Genomic DNA, 18,448 nt, shown 5'->3' with positions numbered 1-18,448 from the left:
GTGATTCTATGGAGAATGATAATAAGATACTAATTGTAGGTGGCGGATTAGCTGGGCTTACCGCAGCAATTCACTTATCTAAAATAGGCTTGAAAGTTATTTTGATCGAAAAGAATGAATACCCAAAACATAAAGTTTGTGGTGAATACATTTCTAATGAAGTTGTATCGTATTTGAATTGGTTGGAAATAGATTGTGACGATTTAAAACCTACGCATATAAATAAATTTCAATTTTCTTTTCTCGATGGGAAAATCCTCGAAAGTAATTTGCCTCTTGGCGGTTTTGGTGTTAGTAGGTATTTATTAGATGATTTTTTATGCAAAAAAGCAGTAGAAAATGGATGCGAAATCATTCATGATTCAGTTGAAAAAATTTCTTTTTCAGAAAATAAATTTACGGTGACTACTGCAAAAAATGCTGTTTTTAAATCTGAAATTCTAATTGGAGCTTACGGAAAAAGATCTAGTATTGATCTAAAACTTGATAGAGCTTTTATTTATAAAAAAGCACCTTGGTTAGCAGTAAAAGCCCATTATTCAGGTGTTTTTCCAAATGATTTAGTTGGTTTACATCATTTTAAAGGAGGTTATTGTGGTGTTTCTAAAGTAGAAAATGAAATAATAAACATTTGTTATTTAGCTGATTACAAAACATTCAAGAAGTATAAAAATATTGAAGAATTTCAAATAAATGTAGTTTCTAGAAATCCTCATTTAAAATTTATTCTAGATAATTGCGTTCCAGTATTTGAAAAACCTTTAACGATAAGCCAAATTTCTTTTGACAAAAAAAAAGCGGTAGAAAATCATATTCTAATGATTGGTGATACCGCCGGATTAATCCATCCATTGTGCGGTAACGGAATGGCAATGGCGATACACAGTGCGAAAATTGTATCAGAGTTGATTGAGAACTATTGCAATCAGGAAATAACATCGCGATTGGATTTGGAAACTAAATATCAAAATGAATGGAATCATAATTTTAGTAACAGATTAAAAATGGGACGCTTATTAGCTACTGTTTTACAAAGACAAAAATTAGCAGCATTTTTTATGCAAATAATAATCAAGTTACCGTTTTTACTACCAGTAATAATAAAAAAAACACATGGAAAACCCATTAATATACAACCAAAATGTTAATCCGTACTAAATACAGAACAGAAATGCCCGAAACCATGGATGATTTTATGTTAGAAGGGGAAATTTTGCGGGATGCTTTAGATAAAATAGCTAAAATAAATCAGCTTTTGGGTGGAAACAAGCTAACTTTACTAGGTGTCAAAACCTTATTAAGAAATGTTCCTGCTAATACTGAAATTACAATTGTAGATATAGGTTGTGGTAATGGCGATATGTTGAGAATTCTAGCTGATTATGGTTTTCAAAACAATTTGAAATTAAAATTAATTGGTATTGATGCTAATAATTTTACCATAAATCATGCGATTAGTTTATCAAATAAGTATTCTAATATTAGCTATCAATGCGAGAACATATTCGATAAAGCTTTTGAAGCATTAAAATATGATATTGTATTATCAACTTTAGTGTTACATCATTTCAAAGAAGACGAAATTATTGAAATATTGAGCGTTTTTTATACGAATGCACGCCTTGGAATTGTTATTAATGATTTACAAAGAAGTTCAATTGCATACCGATTATTTCAGTTGTTGTGTTTTGTTTTTCGATTGAATACGATGTCTAAAAATGACGGATTGATTTCGATTTTAAGAGGTTTTAAAAAGGAAGAATTGATTCAATATTCTGAAGAATTAGATTTTAAAAAATATACCATTCACTGGAAATGGGCTTTTCGTTACCAATGGATAATCTCAAAAATATGAGTGTAAAAATACATACAGTTGCAAAACAACTGCCTAAATATTCTAGGACTACAGAGGAGATTATTCCTTTTTTAGACGCGTGGCTGGATGGTCATGAGGAACGTTTTATTCGAAAAGTAAAAAAAATATTTGAAGGTGCAGCCGTAGACAAACGTTATTCTATTATGGATCCTATCGAAGTTTTTACCAATACTTCTTTTGAGGATAGAAATGATATTTACGTTCGTGAAGTTATTGATTTAGGCGAAAAAGTCTTGAATAAAGCTTTGCTAAAATCCAAATGGAAACCTGAAGATTTAGATTATATCATCACCGTAAGTTGTACCGGAATTATGATTCCGTCACTAGATGCCTATTTAATTAATAAGCTGCAATTAAGGCAGGATATTGTGCGGCTTCCTGTGACCGAAATGGGTTGTGCAGCAGGAATTTCGGGGATTATTTATGTCAAAAACTTCTTGCAGGCTAATCCTGGAAAACGTGCAGCCGTAATAGCTGTTGAAAGTCCAACGGCAACATTTCAATTAGATGATTTTTCGATGGCAAATATGGTGAGTGCCGCCATATTTGGTGATGGCGCTGCCTGTGTTTTGCTTTCGTCACATGAAGACGATGACGGTCCGGAAATACTAGCCGAAGAAATGTATCATTTTTATGACAATGAACACATGATGGGATTCAAACTGACTAATTCAGGCTTACAAATGGTTTTAGATATTGAAGTTCCTGATACGATTATGGCTCATTTTCCAGCTATTATTCACCCCTTTTTAGAGAAAAATAACTTAAAAATAGCAGATATTGATCATTTAATATTTCATCCCGGAGGAAAAAAAATAGTACAAACTGTTGAAGATTTGTTTTCTGATTTAGGCAAAAACATTGATGATACTAAAGAAGTGTTGCGTTTGTATGGGAACATGTCAAGTGCTACCGTATTGTATGTTTTAGAACGTTTCATGGATGCTAAACCCCCAAAAGGTTCTACAGGACTAATGCTGAGTTTTGGTCCCGGATTTTCAGCTCAAAGGGTTTTATTACGGTTTTAAAATAAAAATAGAACAATGACGAATCAAAATATTTTATCCAAATTACCGTATGCCAAGCCTTTTTTGTTTGTCGATGAAATCATTCGTATTGATGAAAATGGAGTGGAAGGCTGTTATACTTTTGATGAAAACTTAGATTTTTATAAAGGTCATTTTAAAGATAATCCCGTTACTCCAGGTGTAATTTTAACCGAAGTCATGGCGCAAATAGGAGTAGTGTGTTTGGGCATATTTTTGTTAAATGATACAATTAACAGTAACGCTACAATTGCCTTAACATCAACAAATATCGAATTTTTAAAAGTGGTTCGTCCAAATGAAAAAATAACGGTCATTTCAGAAAAAATCTATTTTAGATTCGGAAAATTAAAATGCAAGATGATGATGAAAAACGAAAAGGAAGAAGTTGTTTGTAGCGGTGAAATTGCAGGAATGATTATTTAATTTTTTTTTTAAATTGATATTGCCATTGAAATTGATATTGAATTTTATATGAATAAACGTGTCGTAATAACAGGATTAGGTATAGTGGCTCCAAATGGAGTAGGACTTGATGCGTTTACAAACGCCATTAAAAATGGAATTTCGGGTATTAAAAAAGATGCTGAGTTAGAGCGATTACAGTTTTCCTGTCAAATTTCGGCTAAACCTGAAGTTTCTACTGAATTAGCATTGCGTTATTTTTCGGAGTTAGAATTGCGGAATTTCAATTCTTCAGGGATTTTATATGGCGTTATTGCAGGAATCGATGCTTGGAAAGACGCTGGATTGTCAATTGAACACAATGAAAAACCAGATTGGGATAGCGGAACTATTTTCGGGACAGGTACATCTGGAATTGATAAATTTCGCGAAAGCATTTATAAAATTGATGAATTTCAAACCCGTAAATTAGGCAGTACTGCTGTTGTCCAAACCATGAACAGCGGAATTAGTGCTTATCTGGGCGGGAAATTAGGATTAGGAAATCAAGTGACAACTAATTCATCCGCCTGTACCACAGGGACTGAAAGTATTATGATGGCTTTTGATCGGATTAAATCAGGGCAAGCCAAACGGATTTTAGCAGGAAGTACCAGCGATTCCGGCCCTTATATTTGGGGGGGATTTGACGCAATGCGTGTATGTACTTTTAAACACAACGAAACCCCCGAACAAGGTTCTCGACCAATGAGTGCTTCAGCATCTGGATTTGTACCCGGAAGTGGTGCAGGAGCAATGATATTGGAAGATTTAGAATCTGCATTAGCCAGAGGTGCACGAATTTATGCGGAAGTCTTAGGTGGAAACATCAATTCGGGGGGACAACGTGGATTAGGTACGATGACGGCACCAAATCCAATTGCGGTACAAAAATGCATTACGGATGCTATTGCAAATGCTAAAATAAGTGCTGATGCCATCGATGCTATTAACGGACATTTAACGGCTACTTCAAAAGACAGTTTAGAAATACAAAATTGGACCGAAGCTTTAGGTCGAAAAGGAAATAATTTTCCGTACATTAATTCCTTGAAATCTATGGTTGGTCATTGTTTATCCGGAGCAGGAAGCGTTGAAAGTATTGCTACAATCTTGCAATTGCATCAAGGATTTATTTTTCCTAATACAAATTGCAATGATTTGCATCCTGAAATAACCCGTTTAATTGATGCGTCCAGGATTCCACAACGATTGATTGAAACCGAATTGACTATTATTGCCAAAGCCAGTTTTGGTTTTGGAGATGTTAATGGATGTGTTATTTTTAAGAAATTTAAAGATTGAAAAAACAAAAAAGAAACTATGAGCAAACAAGAAATAATAGAGCATTTAAAAGCCATTGTAAAACCTTATATCCAAGATCAAGCAGCCTTTGAATCATTAACAGAAGAAACCGATTTCATCAATGATTTAAAGATAAATTCGGCCAATCTAGTGGATGTGATTTTAGATATTGAAGAACAATTTGATATTATAATTGATAATCAGGCAATGGAAAAAATGATTAACATTAAAGCTGCAATAGAAATTATCGGAATGCAATTGTCTGAAAAATAAGTACGTTGATTATAATTCTTTTGTCTTTATTAGTAAACTAAAAATGATAGGAAATGACATCGTAGATTTGGCTTTAGCCCGAAAAGAAAGCAATTGGAAACGAAAAGGTTTTTTGGATAAAATATTTACCCAAAAGGAGCAATGGCTTATTGCCAATGCCCAAAACCCAGAAGTTATGGTCTGGAATTTATGGTCTAGAAAAGAAGCAGCTTATAAAATCTACAATCGCGAAACTGGAATTCGAGAATATATTCCGATGCAATTAGTATGTTATTACGAAAACGAAACAACAGGAACGGTTTTTTGCAATGAACGTGTTTATTATACAGAAACTATAATTACAAATGTTTCTGTCTACACAATTGCGACAACTAAACTAGAACTTTTCAGTCAGATAAAGAAAATCAATTTGGATGATAAAGTTATTAAAACAAATGGAATTCCTTTTAGGATTGATTCTAGTATAGCTAGTTTAAATCCCGTTTCTATTACACATCATGGGCGTTTTTGGGAGGGTATAACACTATAAGTCTAAATCAACATATAAATCTATTTTAGTCCTAATTTCAATTTCAACTTTAAGAATAATAAAGCAATTTTGTATGCTTTTTCAGTTACCGAATCGCCGGCTGTAGGTGGGATTTTATAAAACTGAACTAACTCTTCTAAAGAAAATTCTTTGTCTTCAGGAAGTTCGTGTAGTTTTCGATGCATAATAGCAATATCCAAAGCATCATTGCGCAATTTCCCACAGTCTAAACGCTCTAAAGTGGCATTGATCATTGCCATGTCTGAGGCAATTTCATGACCAACTATAATTCCGTTTCCTAAATATTCTACAAAAGATTTTAAAGCTTCAGGTTCAGACAATTTAAGCAATTTACTTTCAATAATATATTCATTAGAAAGATGATTGTCATGCATAAAACGATATTGCAACAAAATAGTTTCAAAACTATCTTTAATCAAAACAGAATCATTCTCCACGGCAAAAGCACTAATGAAAGTAATAACATCTTTTTCAACAGAATCTCCAGTTGCTTCGGTTGATAATATAATGTATCGATTTGTTTTTTTAGAAAATTTTGCTAAATATTCTTTCCAAAATTCAGGATGTTCTTTATTAATATTTTTTAACCAGTCTAACATAAATTTATGAGAATTGTGTAAGTTGGAACTTATCTTTAATTAATTCTTCCAATTCTTTCATTGGAATCAGTGCATTTTTAAGTTTTTCTTTATCAATTTTTGATAGTTCTTCTAAGTTAATATATTGTCCTGAATTTTCATTTTTTAAACCCTCTAAAGTTCTAATTTTAGTTAGAAATAAATAAGCTTCAGCACAGTTGAGATAAATTTCGGAATGTTTGGGATCAACTATAGCCAATTGTTTGAATCGGGTATAGGTGTTATTGATTCCTTTTATCTCATAACTTAATGCAAAAAGTCGCGCACTATCAATTAGTGGCATTAATGCTCGAGTTTTGATATCAAATTTATCTTTATGAATTCCTTCTTCTTCAACAATGAATTTTTTGAAAAAACTCAAAGGGGAATTTTTTCTTAAAGCATCATTTCCTAAAAAATCAAAAAATAGCGTATTGTTGACGGCATTTTCAAAAACAATATTATTGATTGCTGTTTCTATTTTCTGTTCGCCTATAACCAACTCATAATCAAAGAAAATACTACTTAAATTAGTTGCGTTTTCTCTTGTAGCGTTCATCCAATTACCATATTGTTTTATCCAGTCTGTCAATGACTTACACCACATCATATTACTTGCCATGTGTCCTTGAGGACAAAGTTGGTAACCTATCGTTTCTAGCGTTGTAGTTGTTTTTTTTCCAAGCTTCAAAAAATAATCTTTTACCTCGATATACTTGTCTTGTGCTACATCTTCAAAAACTAAAATACTGTCTTGATCCGTTAATAAAAGTTGTTCCTTTCGTCCTTGACTACCAATACTTAACCAAGCAAATCGCGCAGGAGGGGAACCTAGTTCTAAAATAGATAATTCGACTGCCCTTTTTAATATAGCATAGTTAATTTCGCTAGCAATATTGGTAATATGGGTTAGTGGAATGTTTTTTTGAATCGATGACTGAATCAAATTAGTCAATCGAGTACGAATTCCTTTAAGTTCTTTTGAAGACAAAGAACGTTTGATTTCTTTGATCAAAACACCAGGATTACTGGCTTGAGCAGCAATTAAATCATGTTCAGAAATTACTCCTTTTATTGTAGATTTATCAGTTCCATCAATAGTTACGCACAAATGAGTGACATTGTTTTTTAGCATTAGGAGTTGGGCTTCTGCCAAAGAAACATTTTCTAAAACCGTAACCACTGGCGACGACATGATATTACTTACAGCTGTATGAATAGGATAGCGTCCAGTTGCAATTTTTGAAGCTAAATCAGCATGTGTTACAATCCCAATTGGGCCATTTCTTTCGAAAATGATAACATTATTCTTCAATGATTCTGCCATTAATTGGGCTACTTCCTGAGCAGTATTATCAGAAGTAGCCAAAAGTGGCGTGGTGTTATACGCTAAAGTTTGAAAAAATTGTGCTTCCGATTGTTTTTCAGAATAAAACATCCCATCTGAAACCAGATTTCCTTGAGACGAACGATCATCAGGTAAATTGCTGGCAAAATTCTCTAACAAAAAGTTTAAAACCTCCGAATTATTTGCCAGTAAAGGCTTAAAAACGGCAATAGGAATGGCATAAACCAGACTTTCTTCTCTGGCTTTAGCCATCATTTTATAATTATTTTTAGCAAAAAAAGGACGCAAACCAAAAATGGTACCTTCGTGACATTTACTGATAATACTTTCTTCAGCATCTGCAATTACAGAAATATTAACAACACCAGATGCCACAACATAAAAACTGTCGTGTAAGGTATCATTAATTTTAAATAAGGTTTGTTTTTTTTCTAAACTGACAACCCGAATATTACTAGCTACTTCAGCTAATTGTTCTGATGTAAGCTGATTAAAAGGCGCATAATTTTTTAAAAATTCAGCAATTTGTTCTGCAATTATATTCATGTTATATCAATAAAATATAGTACAAAATTACTAAATAAAAGACTCAAAAAGAATTTCATTACTATCTAAAAGTGTTGTTTGTAAAAAATGTTTTTTTTAAAACAAATACAAAGAGAATATAGAAGGTAATAGCATTTTCGACTTTCCGATAGTAATTGAAAATATTTAGATTAAACCAAATATTCTATTTTACATAATATAAATTATAGTTCAGAATATCACTATCGAAATTTATTGTTTTTCTGCTTATTAACTATGATTTTTTTTGCCAATCTTTATAATATTCTTCAAAAGTCATGTTATATCTCAGTAAATAATTCAAACCATCTATTTTTGTGAGTAAAAATTCTTTTTTAGAATTTGGAGTAACAATATCAAATTTGTAGGATCCTTCAATAAACACAGTTCTTTCATCAAACACATTAATTTCATTGTTTAAATTTTCAATTATTTTATTTGTAGCAACTGTAAATGTTGTATCTAATTTTTTTAAAATTGAATTATTCTTTAAATCGATAGAATAAAAATCAATTTCAATTTTATTGTCTTTTTTGATCAATTTAATTTCGGAATCAATGCGACTTACCAAACAACTATAATTTGTTATTAATAAATCAGCTGATTTTAGGTTTTTATTTTTTAAAACTGAATTCAAATAATAATAAAAATCTCTCACTGATTCGTTCTGGGCATTTGAAGGAATCAAAAAACAAAAATTGATTATAAAAAACAAAACTAACTTTCTCATAATGATTTAAATAAATGGATTTTCAAATGTAATAAGAATAGTAAAACGTAAATCCATTTCTTAAAATAAAAAACCCGACATAAATTGTAGCTTACATCGGGTTTTATACTTTAAAAACTATCTTTACTTGGATGTTTTATAAGTTGAATAACCATATAAAGTTACTACAGCCAAGCAAATTAACGGCAAAATAAACGAGAAATTCACTTCGGGGATAAATCCTAAAATTTGTATATCTGAAAAACCTGAGCCGCCCCAATCTAAAATACTTCCTTGTAAAACAGGCATTAATGCGCCACCCACAATAGCCATTACTAATCCAGCAGAACCAATTTTAGCTTCATCTCCCATATCTTTTAATGCAATTCCATAGATTGTTGGAAACATAATCGACATAAAAATTGAAATACAAACTAACGCTATTAACCCTGGCATTCCTTGTAAAACAATAGCTCCAGCTGCACATAAAACACCGCCAATCCCAAAAACCATCAAAATTTTAGAAGGATTAATACTTTTCATCAAGCCTGTTCCTATCCATCTACCAGCAAGAAATAATATCATCGCTGCAATATTATAATAAGTAGCTGTTAAATCTAATCCAAAAGTTTTATTGATGTTATCTACATATTGGAAAATAAAAGTCCAACACATAATTTGCGCTCCCACATAAAAAGCCTGTGCTATCACACCGTATTTGTAGTTTTTGTTTGCAAATAATTTTTTAAACGATTCTCCAATAGCCATTTTATCTTCATGTGCTGTTTTTGGCATTTTTGTTAAACTAATGGCAATCAGAATAACTAAGACAAAAATCCCTAATCCAATGTATGGAATGCTAATAACATCTAAATCATTTTCTCTAATTGCTGCCAACTCGCTTGACGATAAAGCTTTAAACGCTTCGGGTGAATAATCATCTGATTTGATCTTATCAATCACTAAAAACTGAGCCATGATTAATCCTGCTATGGCGCCAATTGGATTGAAAGCCTGAGCCAAATTCAGTCGTTGTGTAGCTGTTTCTTTGTTTCCAAGAAATAAAATCAATGGATTTGATGTAGTTTCTAAAAATGCTAAACCACAGGTAATTACCCATAACGAAATTAGAAAAAACGTATAACTTTGATAATGTGCTGCTGGATAAAATAAAAAAGCTCCTGTAGCATACAATATAAGCCCAACAATAATCCCCGACTTATAACTGAATTTTCTAATGAACAATGCCGCTGGCAAAGCCATAAAGAAATAACCAAAATAGAATGCAAATTGCACTAATGATGCCTGAACATTAGATAATTCGGGCATTACTTTTTTAAATGTAGAAACCATTGGAGTTGTCAAATCATTGGCAATTCCCCACAAGGCAAATAATATTGTGATGATAATAAACTGAAAAACATACTCTTTACTAACTACAGGTATTTTTTTAGATAGATTCATTTTTAATTAGTTTTTGGTTATTTTATTGAAAGTTTTGATTTCTAAATGATGGTATTTTGTGATTATTTTTGGCTAAATCCACTCAAAAACTCTTCAATTTCGAATGATGAAATTACTGGATTTGCTCCTTCATTTTGCGCTACAATTGCACCAATTGCGCTGGCAAAATTAATAGCGTATTGAGGGTCTTCTCCACTAAGTAACTTGGTAATTAATGAAGCTAAAAAGGAATCGCCTGATCCTACTGTGTCTACTACATTAACCTTGAATCCACAATTGTGGTAAAATCTATCATTGCAATACAACACTGCACCATGAGAACCCAGAGTTACACATACAATTTCGGTATTGGTTTCTTTGGCTATGAATTTTATATTTTGCTCTAATGATTTTTTGTTGGAATGTAAATCTTCGCAAATTTCATTTAATTCTTCATCATTAAATTTGATAAAATTTGCAGCTTGCAGTAATTCTAAAATATTTTTCTTTGTATAATGTGGTGATCTCAAATTGACATCAAATATTTTGTATTTGGCCACTTTTAAAAGTTCGTCCAATGTATTTCTAGAAACCGCATCTCTGGACGACAAACTGCCGTAAACAAAAAAATCAGCTTCTGCTACAATTGAAGTATTTACATTTGAAAGTTCAATTTTGTCCCATGCCGAAGGATAATTAATATCATAAGAAGCGTTTCCTTTTTCATTTAAAATAACATTCACCACGCCTGTTGGATAGTTTTCCTTTAGTTGAATTGCTGTTGTATTGATCCCTACTCCATTCAAATATTCTGTTAATTCCTTACCATTAGTATCATTTCCTATGGCACTAATCATAGCAACATCAATTCCTAAAGAGCTTAGTCTTGACGCTACATTTAAAGGGGCTCCTCCAATTTTTTTGTGCTCCAGAAAAATATCAAAAAGAATTTCACCAAAACACACGCCTGTTAATTTTTTTTTCATTTTTTATCTTTTTTAGTTGGATTTATTAGTTTTATCATACCATTTTTCGACCATCATTTTCATAAATAATAAGCTTCCTTTGGCCAAGTCTTCTGAATTGTATTTTGATGGTCTCCACAACGAAGTTGGTCCAATTAATTGGGTTATTTCAGAAGAAAAATTCTCGAGAACTAACGGCCCTTGGTAGTTAATTTCAGCCAAGGCTTTAAACAAATCATCCCAATTTACATTGCCTTCGCCCGTCATTCCTCTGTCTGATTCGGTGATATGTAGGTGATTTAAATAATTTCCTGCTCTAATGATTGGGTCATAAAAATTCCGCTCTTCAATGTTCATGTGAAAAGTATCCAAGTGCACTCCAATATTAGTTGTACCAATACTTTTAATCATTTTTAGAACATCATCTGCTTCAGTAAAAACATAGCTTTCATAACGGTTGATGGGTTCAATTCCTAAGTTAATGTTGCGTTCTTTTGCGTAAGCAGCAACTTCAGTTAAAACCTGATAAACAATTTGTTTTTCGTCTTCATTACAAGGATTTCTGGTAAATGTTCCAATAGCCGAATGCAAAACACCTCCCAAGAAATCACCATTCATTTCTGCCACTTTATCTAATGCCGATTTGATAAGGATAACAGCTTGTTCTGGATAAAAAGGAATGTGAGCATTTGCAGGTAAATTCAAACTACAACGTGCTGAAATTCCATATTGTTGTAATTGCTTTTGAATAGTTTTTGTATCAAAATCCATTGTGGAAGGCAAATTGATTTCGAGCATATCAAAACCATATTCTGCTGTTTTTTTAATGGCAAAATTACCTCCCTCACTACTCCATTTAGGAATAAACGATAAAATTGATGTTCCGAAAATTGGCATATTTCTATAATTTTAAATTAATTTTTGCGATTTAAAACAACCACCATTCTGTTCGAACACCAATGTAAGATCCCCAACGTTTTTGATTGATTTGTAAATAAGGAGAATAATTATGGTCTCGAGCATAATCATTGTATCTCGCTAAAGTGGCAACTAATCGAATGTGTGGTCGACTCCACGGATCTCTTTGTCCTAATGGAACAATTGTGGGTGCTAATGTACATTTCCACATGCTCGCTTCTGGATTATCACCGTCTTTTCTAACGGAATAATGAACCTCTTGAAGCAAATGAAACCAATTGGTCACATAATAAAAATTTCGTAATCCCACCACAAAATCGGTCTTGCGATTGTAGAATTGATTGCCATTAAAATATTCATCTGTATTAGTACTTGATGATCCACCTTTACTTTTGGTAAAAACACCATAACCATTGATACTGAATCTATTTGAAATATTTAATAGAAAATGTTCTACCATTGTAAATGAATAGGCTTTTGTATATTTTCCTGCATCGTCAGGCGCGCCATAAGTGGCCCAAGTAAAAGTGTTTCCGTTATCGCCACCGTTAGCTATTCCGGAGCCGTAACGAGCCGAAATTTGATTAAATGAACCTGGTTTTTCTGTTTTAAACGGACTGTTGTATTTTATTCCTGCCACCCATCCTTTATCAGAAGGGTAGTTTTTTGAAGCTTCATCTGAACTTTTAGAAACATAATGAAATTCGCTTAAAAGTTTGATGGTACTATTATTTTTTAAAGGAATACTGTGCTCTCCTATCCAAACCATTCGCTGACGAATCACTGGATTAGTAGCTCCAGCAACGGTTACTTCGTAATTATAAGGATAAACTCCGGTAGAATCAGATGAAGCAGGCATTAACATGGACAATTCGGTATTTTTATATTTTACACCAAATCCCTGAGCCGAATGATCATCAAAATAAAAATAATCGCTTATGTGTATATCATCATATCTACGAAAACGCGAACCAGCCCAAGCTGACCACTTGCTTCCTAAAATATTAGTAGCTTCGATATAAGCTTCGGGAAGAATAAAAGTCAATCCATTATTTGAACGACTACTCACATTACCTACAAATTGTCCATTTGCAGAATACATACCCAAACGCATTTGAAAAGTGATATTAATACTATCTTGTCCAATACTATTTGGTGTAAAATGGATCGCTGGTAAAATATCAATATAATCTACTTGTTCCATACGCCCTCCTAAAGAACCTTGTCCAGATAAATTTAACGGTTTCCAGTTGTTTCCCTCTCCATTTGGCGAAAGCCCAACTCCTATTCTACCCGTTGTGCCCATTGAAAAATTAGTATTATTGATGACAACTTGCGCTTTAGTATTTATGGCAATTCCACACAATAGAACAATCCATTTTGTTGTTTTTATACTGAAATGAGAACTGAATATATAATTTATTTTCACGATTTTGGGTTGGTTTGAAAAAATAACTATTAAACGTCTTTATGACTATTATTTTTCAAATGTATTATTTTATTTTAATTCAAAACAAAAAAAAAGGTATTTTTTTTTGTTTTTTACATATTAATGAAAAAAATATTACACATAACAAACTTATTGTATCAAAACATAGAGAATAGTACTTTTGTTATTATAACGTTATATATACGTTTAATCTAAAATATTGAAGATTGAGTAATTGGAATTAAATTGGTAAATTTGTTTTCTGCGATAAATCACTAAAAAAAAAATTGATGGAATTAAAACCAAAAATATGAAAGCCGAAATAATTCCAAATATATCTGTAGACTGTGTCATTTTTGGATTTGACAATACTACAAAATCATTGAATGTCTTATTAATTGAACGCTATTTAAAACTTAAAGATTCCGAAATTCCTGCTGTAAATGATTATGTTTTAAGAGGATTTCACACTCTTGATAACGAAACAATAGACGAAACAGCTAACAGAGTTTTGAAAGAATTAACAGGATTGGATCATTTGTATAAAAAACAGTTTAAGGTTTTTGGTGATCCGAACCGTTTGATGAATGAAAAAGATATCATTTGGGCTCAACACGAGCATTTTAACCAAAGAACCATTACCATCGCTTATTATATCTTACTGCCTACCGATGTAATTCAAATAGAAGTTAATCAATACAAACCAAAATGGTTTCCTGTAAATCAACTACCCGAATTGGGATTTGACCACCGAAAAATCATTAACGAAGCCTATGCTGATTTAAAAGAAAAAGTATTATACAAACCAATTGTTTTTGAATTACTGGCTGATAAATTTACTATAAAAGATTTGCAGGATGCCTATGAAGCCATTTTAGGTGTTGAAATTGACAACAGGAACTTTAGAAGAAAATTAATTACCAAAAAGTATATTATTGCGCTGGACGAAAAACAAGTGGGTGTTTCTAAAAAACCATCCCAACTCTATATGTTTAGTAAAGATGTATACCAAAAAATATACAAAGAGAGTTATTTAATTAGTATTTGATTTTTTTTATTACACACTAGCAATATAATAACATAGCGTTTCTTTGTAGTTATTTTTTTTTGTCTTGGTTTTCCATAAAAAATCAATTCATAAATAAAATTCGGAATTGTCGTGAACTTTATGGATTACAATTAGCAGCTTTTTTTCACCTCCTTGTTTCTTCTCTTTTTTTTATATAAGAAAGAAATTTTATCATAATATTAGGAACTTGGAGTCTATAAAATCTTTAATTTGCACAATGATGCAGAAATATTTGCGTTTACTTAAAAACTGTTTTAGAAGCGTTTTTTAAAGTAATCTAGTACTTTTTTTTAAGCACTACTTTATGAAATTACTCATTCTCCGGAATGACAACCAATGAAAAAAAGACAATAAATTTATGGACAAAATAAAAATACTTTGGGTTGACGATGAGATTGATTATTTAAAACCTCACATTCTTTTTTTAGAGAAAAAAAATTATGAAGTTACAACCTGCAATAATGGTCTTGACGCTATTGAAATATTCGAAAACGAGCAATTTGATATTGTTTTCTTAGATGAAAATATGCCAGGAATGAGCGGATTAGAAACGCTTTCGGAAATGAAAGAGAAAAAAAGCGCTATTCCGATGATTATGATTACTAAAAGTGAGGAAGAATATATCATGGAAGAAGCTATTGGTGCTAAGATTGCCGATTACCTGATTAAACCCGTGAATCCAAACCAAATTTTACTGAGTTTAAAGAAGAATTTGGATCATTCGAAACTGATTTCTCAAAAGACTACTTTGGATTACCAAAAGGAATTTCGAAAAATAGCCATGGAATTAGGCATGGTAAACAGCTACGAAGACTGGATTGAATTGTATAAAAAACTCTTGTTTTGGGAATTACAACTCGAGGATATCAACGATCAAAGTATGAGTGAAATTCTGGAATCGCAAAAAGTAGAAGCCAATTCGCAATTCGGTAAATTCATTGAGCGTAATTACGAGGATTGGTTTGCTACGCCAGTTCGCCAAGGCTCGGGCGAACCTAAAGCAGATAAACCCATTCTATCCCATACTTTATTCAAGGAATTAGTAGTTCCTGAATTGAAGAAAAAAGACACCCGAGGCGAAGCCGAACAGAGCAAAGCTAAACCTGTATTATTTGTTGTAATTGATAATTTGCGTTACGACCAATGGAAAGCCTTTGAAAGTGTAGTTGCAGATTATTATAAATTAGAAAAAGAAGTTCCCTATTATTCTATTTTACCTACTGCAACTCAATATGCGCGAAATGCGATTTTCTCCGGTTTATTACCCGTGGAAATGGAAAAAAAGCATCCTGAATATTGGAAAAATGATCCTGAGGAAGGCGGGAAAAACTTATTTGAAGCCGAATTCCTTTCGGCTCAATTAAAACGTCTTGGTTTAAATATCAAAGAAGATTATTTCAAAATTACCAATTTAGCTTCGGGGAAAAAGCTTGTAGAAAATTTTAGAGCTTTAAAAGAAAATGATTTGGTAACTATAGTTTACAATTTTGTAGATATGCTTTCGCACGCTAAAACAGAAATGGACGTAGTAAAAGAACTAGCAGCAGATGACAAAGCATATCGTTCATTGACATTAAGTTGGTTTAAAAATTCGCCTTTATTAGAGATTATTCAACAAGCTCAAAAATTAGGTTTCAAATTGATTTTAACTACCGATCACGGAACAATTAATGTTAAAAATCCATCAAAAGTGGTAGGCGATAAAAACACTAGTTTGAATTTGCGTTACAAAACCGGTCGCAGTCTGACTTACGAAAGCAAAGATGTTTATGCGGTAAAAGACCCAAAAAAAATAGGTTTACCAGCAATTAATATGAGTAGTTCTTATATTTTTGCAAAAAATGATTTGTTTTTGGCGTATGTCAACAACTACAATCATTATGTTAATTATTATAAAAATACCTATCAACATGGAGGAATTTCTCTAGAAGAGATGATTATTCCATGTTTGATATTTAATCCCAAGTAGGGATTTAGGCCTTAGTCCACAGTCCTTAGTTTTTCTCTAGATACTAAGGACTGTGGACTAAGGACTAAGAACTAGGTACTAAAAAACTAAAATTATGGAAATCACTTTTTCAATAAGCGAAATAAAAAACGTTGCCGAATTAATTGTAGCCTCTCGGCCAAATAAAGTAATACTTTTTAATGGAGAAATGGGTGCAGGAAAAACCACTTTTATAAAGCAATTGTGCCAAATTTTAGGCGTTAAAGAAGCTACCAGTAGTCCTACTTTTTCTTTAGTTAACGAATACGAAACTGCAAACAATCAGATAGTTTACCATTTTGATTTTTACCGTTTGAAAAATGAAATAGAAGCATTAGATATGGGGGTAGATGATTATTTGTATTCAGGAAATTGGTGCTTTATAGAATGGGCCGAAAATATTTCAAGTCTTATTCCCGAAACACATTCGACTATTAGTATTGAAGTTTTAGAAGACGGAAAACGTCTTTTGAAATTTAGTTAGATTGGCAAAAAAATATACTAGGTATTGATTATCAAAACGATAAATTGCAATTACTTAAAATTATACCGAAAATACTTCTTAACAAAAACACTAAAATGAGCTAAAAGGAAGCTTTATGTTAATAAAAAAATTCAATTGATTTTTTATCAGAATATAAAGCTTATTTTTTTAAACTTTTTGTGTAATTTTACTTTTTAATTGTACCAAAAACGATGTCAATATCAATAACTCCATTTACAAAACAACAGTTATTACCTCAGGAAGAGAAGCTGGAAGTAGCTAGAAAAAAAGGCGAACTATTTATTGGTATGCCAAAAGAAACTAGCTACCAAGAACGCCGTATTTGCTTAACACCAGATGCAGTGAGTTCATTAGTATGTCATGGTCATCGTGTTATGATAGAATCAGGAGCTGGAGAAAATGCCAGTTATTCAGATAGAGAATATACTGAAGCTGGTGCTGAAGTAACTAAAGATACTCAAAAAGTTTTTGGCTGTCCAATGATTTTAAAAGTAGAACCGCCTACGGTAGCTGAAATTAAGATGATGAACAATCAAACAATTTTAATTTCGGCAATTCAACTAAAAACGAAGAAAAAAGAATATTTTGAAGCCCTAACTAAGAAAAAAATTACTGCACTCGCTTTTGAATACCTTAAAGATGTTGATGACACCTATCCTGTTGTAAAATCGTTAAGTGAAATTGCAGGTACGGCTTCCGTTTTAATTGCAGCCGAATTAATGATTGCAAATGCTCAAGGAAAAGGTCTTTTATTTGGAAACATTACAGGCGTTCCACCTACTGAAGTTGTAATTTTAGGCGCTGGAACTGCTGGAGAATTTGCAGCTAAAACAGCTATTGGTTTAGGAGCAAATATCAAAGTTTTCGATAATTCGATTACCAAATTAAGACGACTGCAAAATAGTTTAAGCCAGCGTATTTTTACTTCGACCATTCAACCTAAGGCTTTAATGAAAGCGCTAAGACGCTGTGATGTGGCTATTGGTGCGATGCGTGGTCAAGAACGTTGTCCAATTGTTGTTACCGAAACAATGGTGGAACACATGAAAAAAGGAGCTGTAATTGTGGATGTTAGTATTGATACTGGTGGTTGTTTTGAAACTTCAGAAGTTACCACACACGAAAAACCTACATTTATCAAAAACGATATTTTGCACTATTGCGTTCCTAATATTCCTTCACGCTATTCTAAGACTGCCTCGCTTTCTATTAGCAATATTATCACTCCCTATTTATTAAAAATTGCGGAAGATGGCGGTATCGAAAGTGCCATTCGTTGTGATAAAGGTTTAAAAAACGGAATTTATACTTACCACGGAATTCTTACCAACAGAGCCATTGGCGACTGGTTTGATTTGCCTAACAACGACATTAATTTAATTGTGTTTTAAGTAAACTTT

18 protein-coding genes are annotated in these 18,448 nt (G+C 32.2%); 11 read left to right on the top strand and 7 right to left on the bottom strand.

All coding sequences use genetic code 11. From position 1 onward, the window contains the following. Positions 1-8: 8 nt before the first annotated feature. The 7 genes from AAGV28_RS09825 to AAGV28_RS09795 are packed head-to-tail and all read left to right on the top strand — an operon-like array spanning position 9 to position 5,473. Entirely contained in the window at positions 9-1,148 is a 1,140-nt protein-coding gene (locus AAGV28_RS09825) for an NAD(P)/FAD-dependent oxidoreductase (RefSeq protein ID WP_373406642.1), read from the top strand. Then, positions 1,142-1,855 carry a methyltransferase domain-containing protein gene (locus AAGV28_RS09820; RefSeq protein WP_373406641.1) on the top strand — a complete coding sequence of 238 codons (714 nt, stop codon included), beginning with the start codon at positions 1,142-1,144 and terminating at the stop codon, positions 1,853-1,855. Before AAGV28_RS09825 ends, AAGV28_RS09820 begins: the two co-directional genes overlap by 7 nt. Further along, positions 1,852-2,904, top strand: coding sequence for a type III polyketide synthase (locus AAGV28_RS09815; RefSeq protein WP_373406640.1), 1,053 nt, complete (start codon positions 1,852-1,854; stop codon positions 2,902-2,904). The genes AAGV28_RS09820 and AAGV28_RS09815 overlap by 4 nt, the downstream gene beginning before the upstream one ends. A 15-nt stretch (positions 2,905-2,919) precedes the next feature. Further along, positions 2,920-3,348, top strand: a complete 429-nt coding sequence (locus AAGV28_RS09810) for a 3-hydroxyacyl-ACP dehydratase FabZ family protein (RefSeq protein ID WP_373406639.1) — start codon at positions 2,920-2,922, stop codon at positions 3,346-3,348. 48 nt (positions 3,349-3,396) lie between these two features. Continuing rightward, a complete protein-coding gene (locus AAGV28_RS09805) occupies positions 3,397-4,671 on the top strand; it encodes a beta-ketoacyl-[acyl-carrier-protein] synthase family protein (RefSeq protein WP_373406638.1) in 1,275 nt (424 codons plus the stop codon). An 18-nt stretch (positions 4,672-4,689) separates the two neighbouring features. After that, positions 4,690-4,944, top strand: coding sequence for an acyl carrier protein (locus tag AAGV28_RS09800; RefSeq protein ID WP_373406637.1), 255 nt, complete (start codon positions 4,690-4,692; stop codon positions 4,942-4,944). A 43-nt stretch (positions 4,945-4,987) separates the two neighbouring features. Then, positions 4,988-5,473 carry a 4'-phosphopantetheinyl transferase family protein gene (locus tag AAGV28_RS09795; protein ID WP_373406636.1) on the top strand — a complete coding sequence of 162 codons (486 nt, stop codon included), beginning with the start codon at positions 4,988-4,990 and terminating at the stop codon, positions 5,471-5,473. Positions 5,474-5,493: 20 nt separating this feature from the next. Here the strand turns inward: AAGV28_RS09795 and AAGV28_RS09790 are convergent, their stop codons facing one another. From AAGV28_RS09790 to AAGV28_RS09760, 7 genes are all read right to left on the bottom strand, one after another. After that, positions 5,494-6,093 carry a 3'-5' exonuclease gene (locus tag AAGV28_RS09790; RefSeq protein WP_373406635.1) on the bottom strand — a complete coding sequence of 200 codons (600 nt, stop codon included), beginning with the start codon at positions 6,091-6,093 and terminating at the stop codon, positions 5,494-5,496. A 4-nt stretch (positions 6,094-6,097) separates the two neighbouring features. Further along, the gene (locus AAGV28_RS09785) at positions 6,098-8,005 is read right to left on the bottom strand and encodes a DUF294 nucleotidyltransferase-like domain-containing protein (protein WP_373406634.1); all 1,908 of its coding nucleotides are present in this window, start codon (positions 8,003-8,005) and stop codon (positions 6,098-6,100) included. A 253-nt stretch (positions 8,006-8,258) separates the two neighbouring features. Further along, positions 8,259-8,753: a hypothetical protein gene (locus AAGV28_RS09780; protein ID WP_373406633.1), complete on the bottom strand. Its 495-nt coding sequence runs from the start codon at positions 8,751-8,753 to the stop codon at positions 8,259-8,261. A gap of 123 nt (positions 8,754-8,876) precedes the next feature. Further along, the gene (gene fucP / locus AAGV28_RS09775; RefSeq protein ID WP_373406632.1) at positions 8,877-10,196 is read right to left on the bottom strand and encodes an L-fucose:H+ symporter permease; all 1,320 of its coding nucleotides are present in this window, start codon (positions 10,194-10,196) and stop codon (positions 8,877-8,879) included. Positions 10,197-10,258: 62 nt separating this feature from the next. Next, on the bottom strand, positions 10,259-11,161 hold the full coding sequence (locus tag AAGV28_RS09770) for a carbohydrate kinase family protein (RefSeq protein WP_373406631.1): 903 nt from the start codon (positions 11,159-11,161) through the stop codon (positions 10,259-10,261). Between the two features lie 12 nt (positions 11,162-11,173). Further along, entirely contained in the window at positions 11,174-12,037 is an 864-nt protein-coding gene (locus AAGV28_RS09765) for a sugar phosphate isomerase/epimerase family protein (protein WP_373406630.1), read from the bottom strand. 31 nt (positions 12,038-12,068) lie between these two features. Then, positions 12,069-13,487, bottom strand: coding sequence for a carbohydrate porin (locus AAGV28_RS09760; protein WP_373406629.1), 1,419 nt, complete (start codon positions 13,485-13,487; stop codon positions 12,069-12,071). A 310-nt stretch (positions 13,488-13,797) separates the two neighbouring features. Between AAGV28_RS09760 and AAGV28_RS09755 the strand changes: the two genes are divergently transcribed. The 4 genes from AAGV28_RS09755 to AAGV28_RS09740 all read left to right on the top strand — a co-directional run bounded on the left by AAGV28_RS09755 (position 13,798) and on the right by AAGV28_RS09740 (position 18,439). Further along, positions 13,798-14,535, top strand: coding sequence for an NUDIX hydrolase (locus AAGV28_RS09755; RefSeq protein ID WP_373406628.1), 738 nt, complete (start codon positions 13,798-13,800; stop codon positions 14,533-14,535). Positions 14,536-14,914: 379 nt separating this feature from the next. Beyond that, positions 14,915-16,525, top strand: a complete 1,611-nt coding sequence (gene porX / locus AAGV28_RS09750; protein WP_373406627.1) for a T9SS response regulator signal transducer PorX — start codon at positions 14,915-14,917, stop codon at positions 16,523-16,525. Between the two features lie 94 nt (positions 16,526-16,619). Beyond that, positions 16,620-17,027: a tRNA (adenosine(37)-N6)-threonylcarbamoyltransferase complex ATPase subunit type 1 TsaE gene (gene tsaE, locus AAGV28_RS09745; RefSeq protein ID WP_373406626.1), complete on the top strand. Its 408-nt coding sequence runs from the start codon at positions 16,620-16,622 to the stop codon at positions 17,025-17,027. Between the two features lie 212 nt (positions 17,028-17,239). After that, complete coding sequence (locus AAGV28_RS09740; RefSeq protein ID WP_373406625.1) at positions 17,240-18,439, top strand: alanine dehydrogenase; 1,200 nt, start codon at positions 17,240-17,242, stop codon at positions 18,437-18,439. Positions 18,440-18,448 lie beyond the last annotated feature (9 nt).

The organism is Flavobacterium zubiriense, from assembly GCF_041729725.1.
Taxonomy (GTDB): Bacteria; Bacteroidota; Bacteroidia; order Flavobacteriales; family Flavobacteriaceae; genus Flavobacterium; species Flavobacterium zubiriense.
Note: the sequence above shows the minus strand (reverse complement) of the source record. Positions and strands in the feature narration are given on the sequence as shown.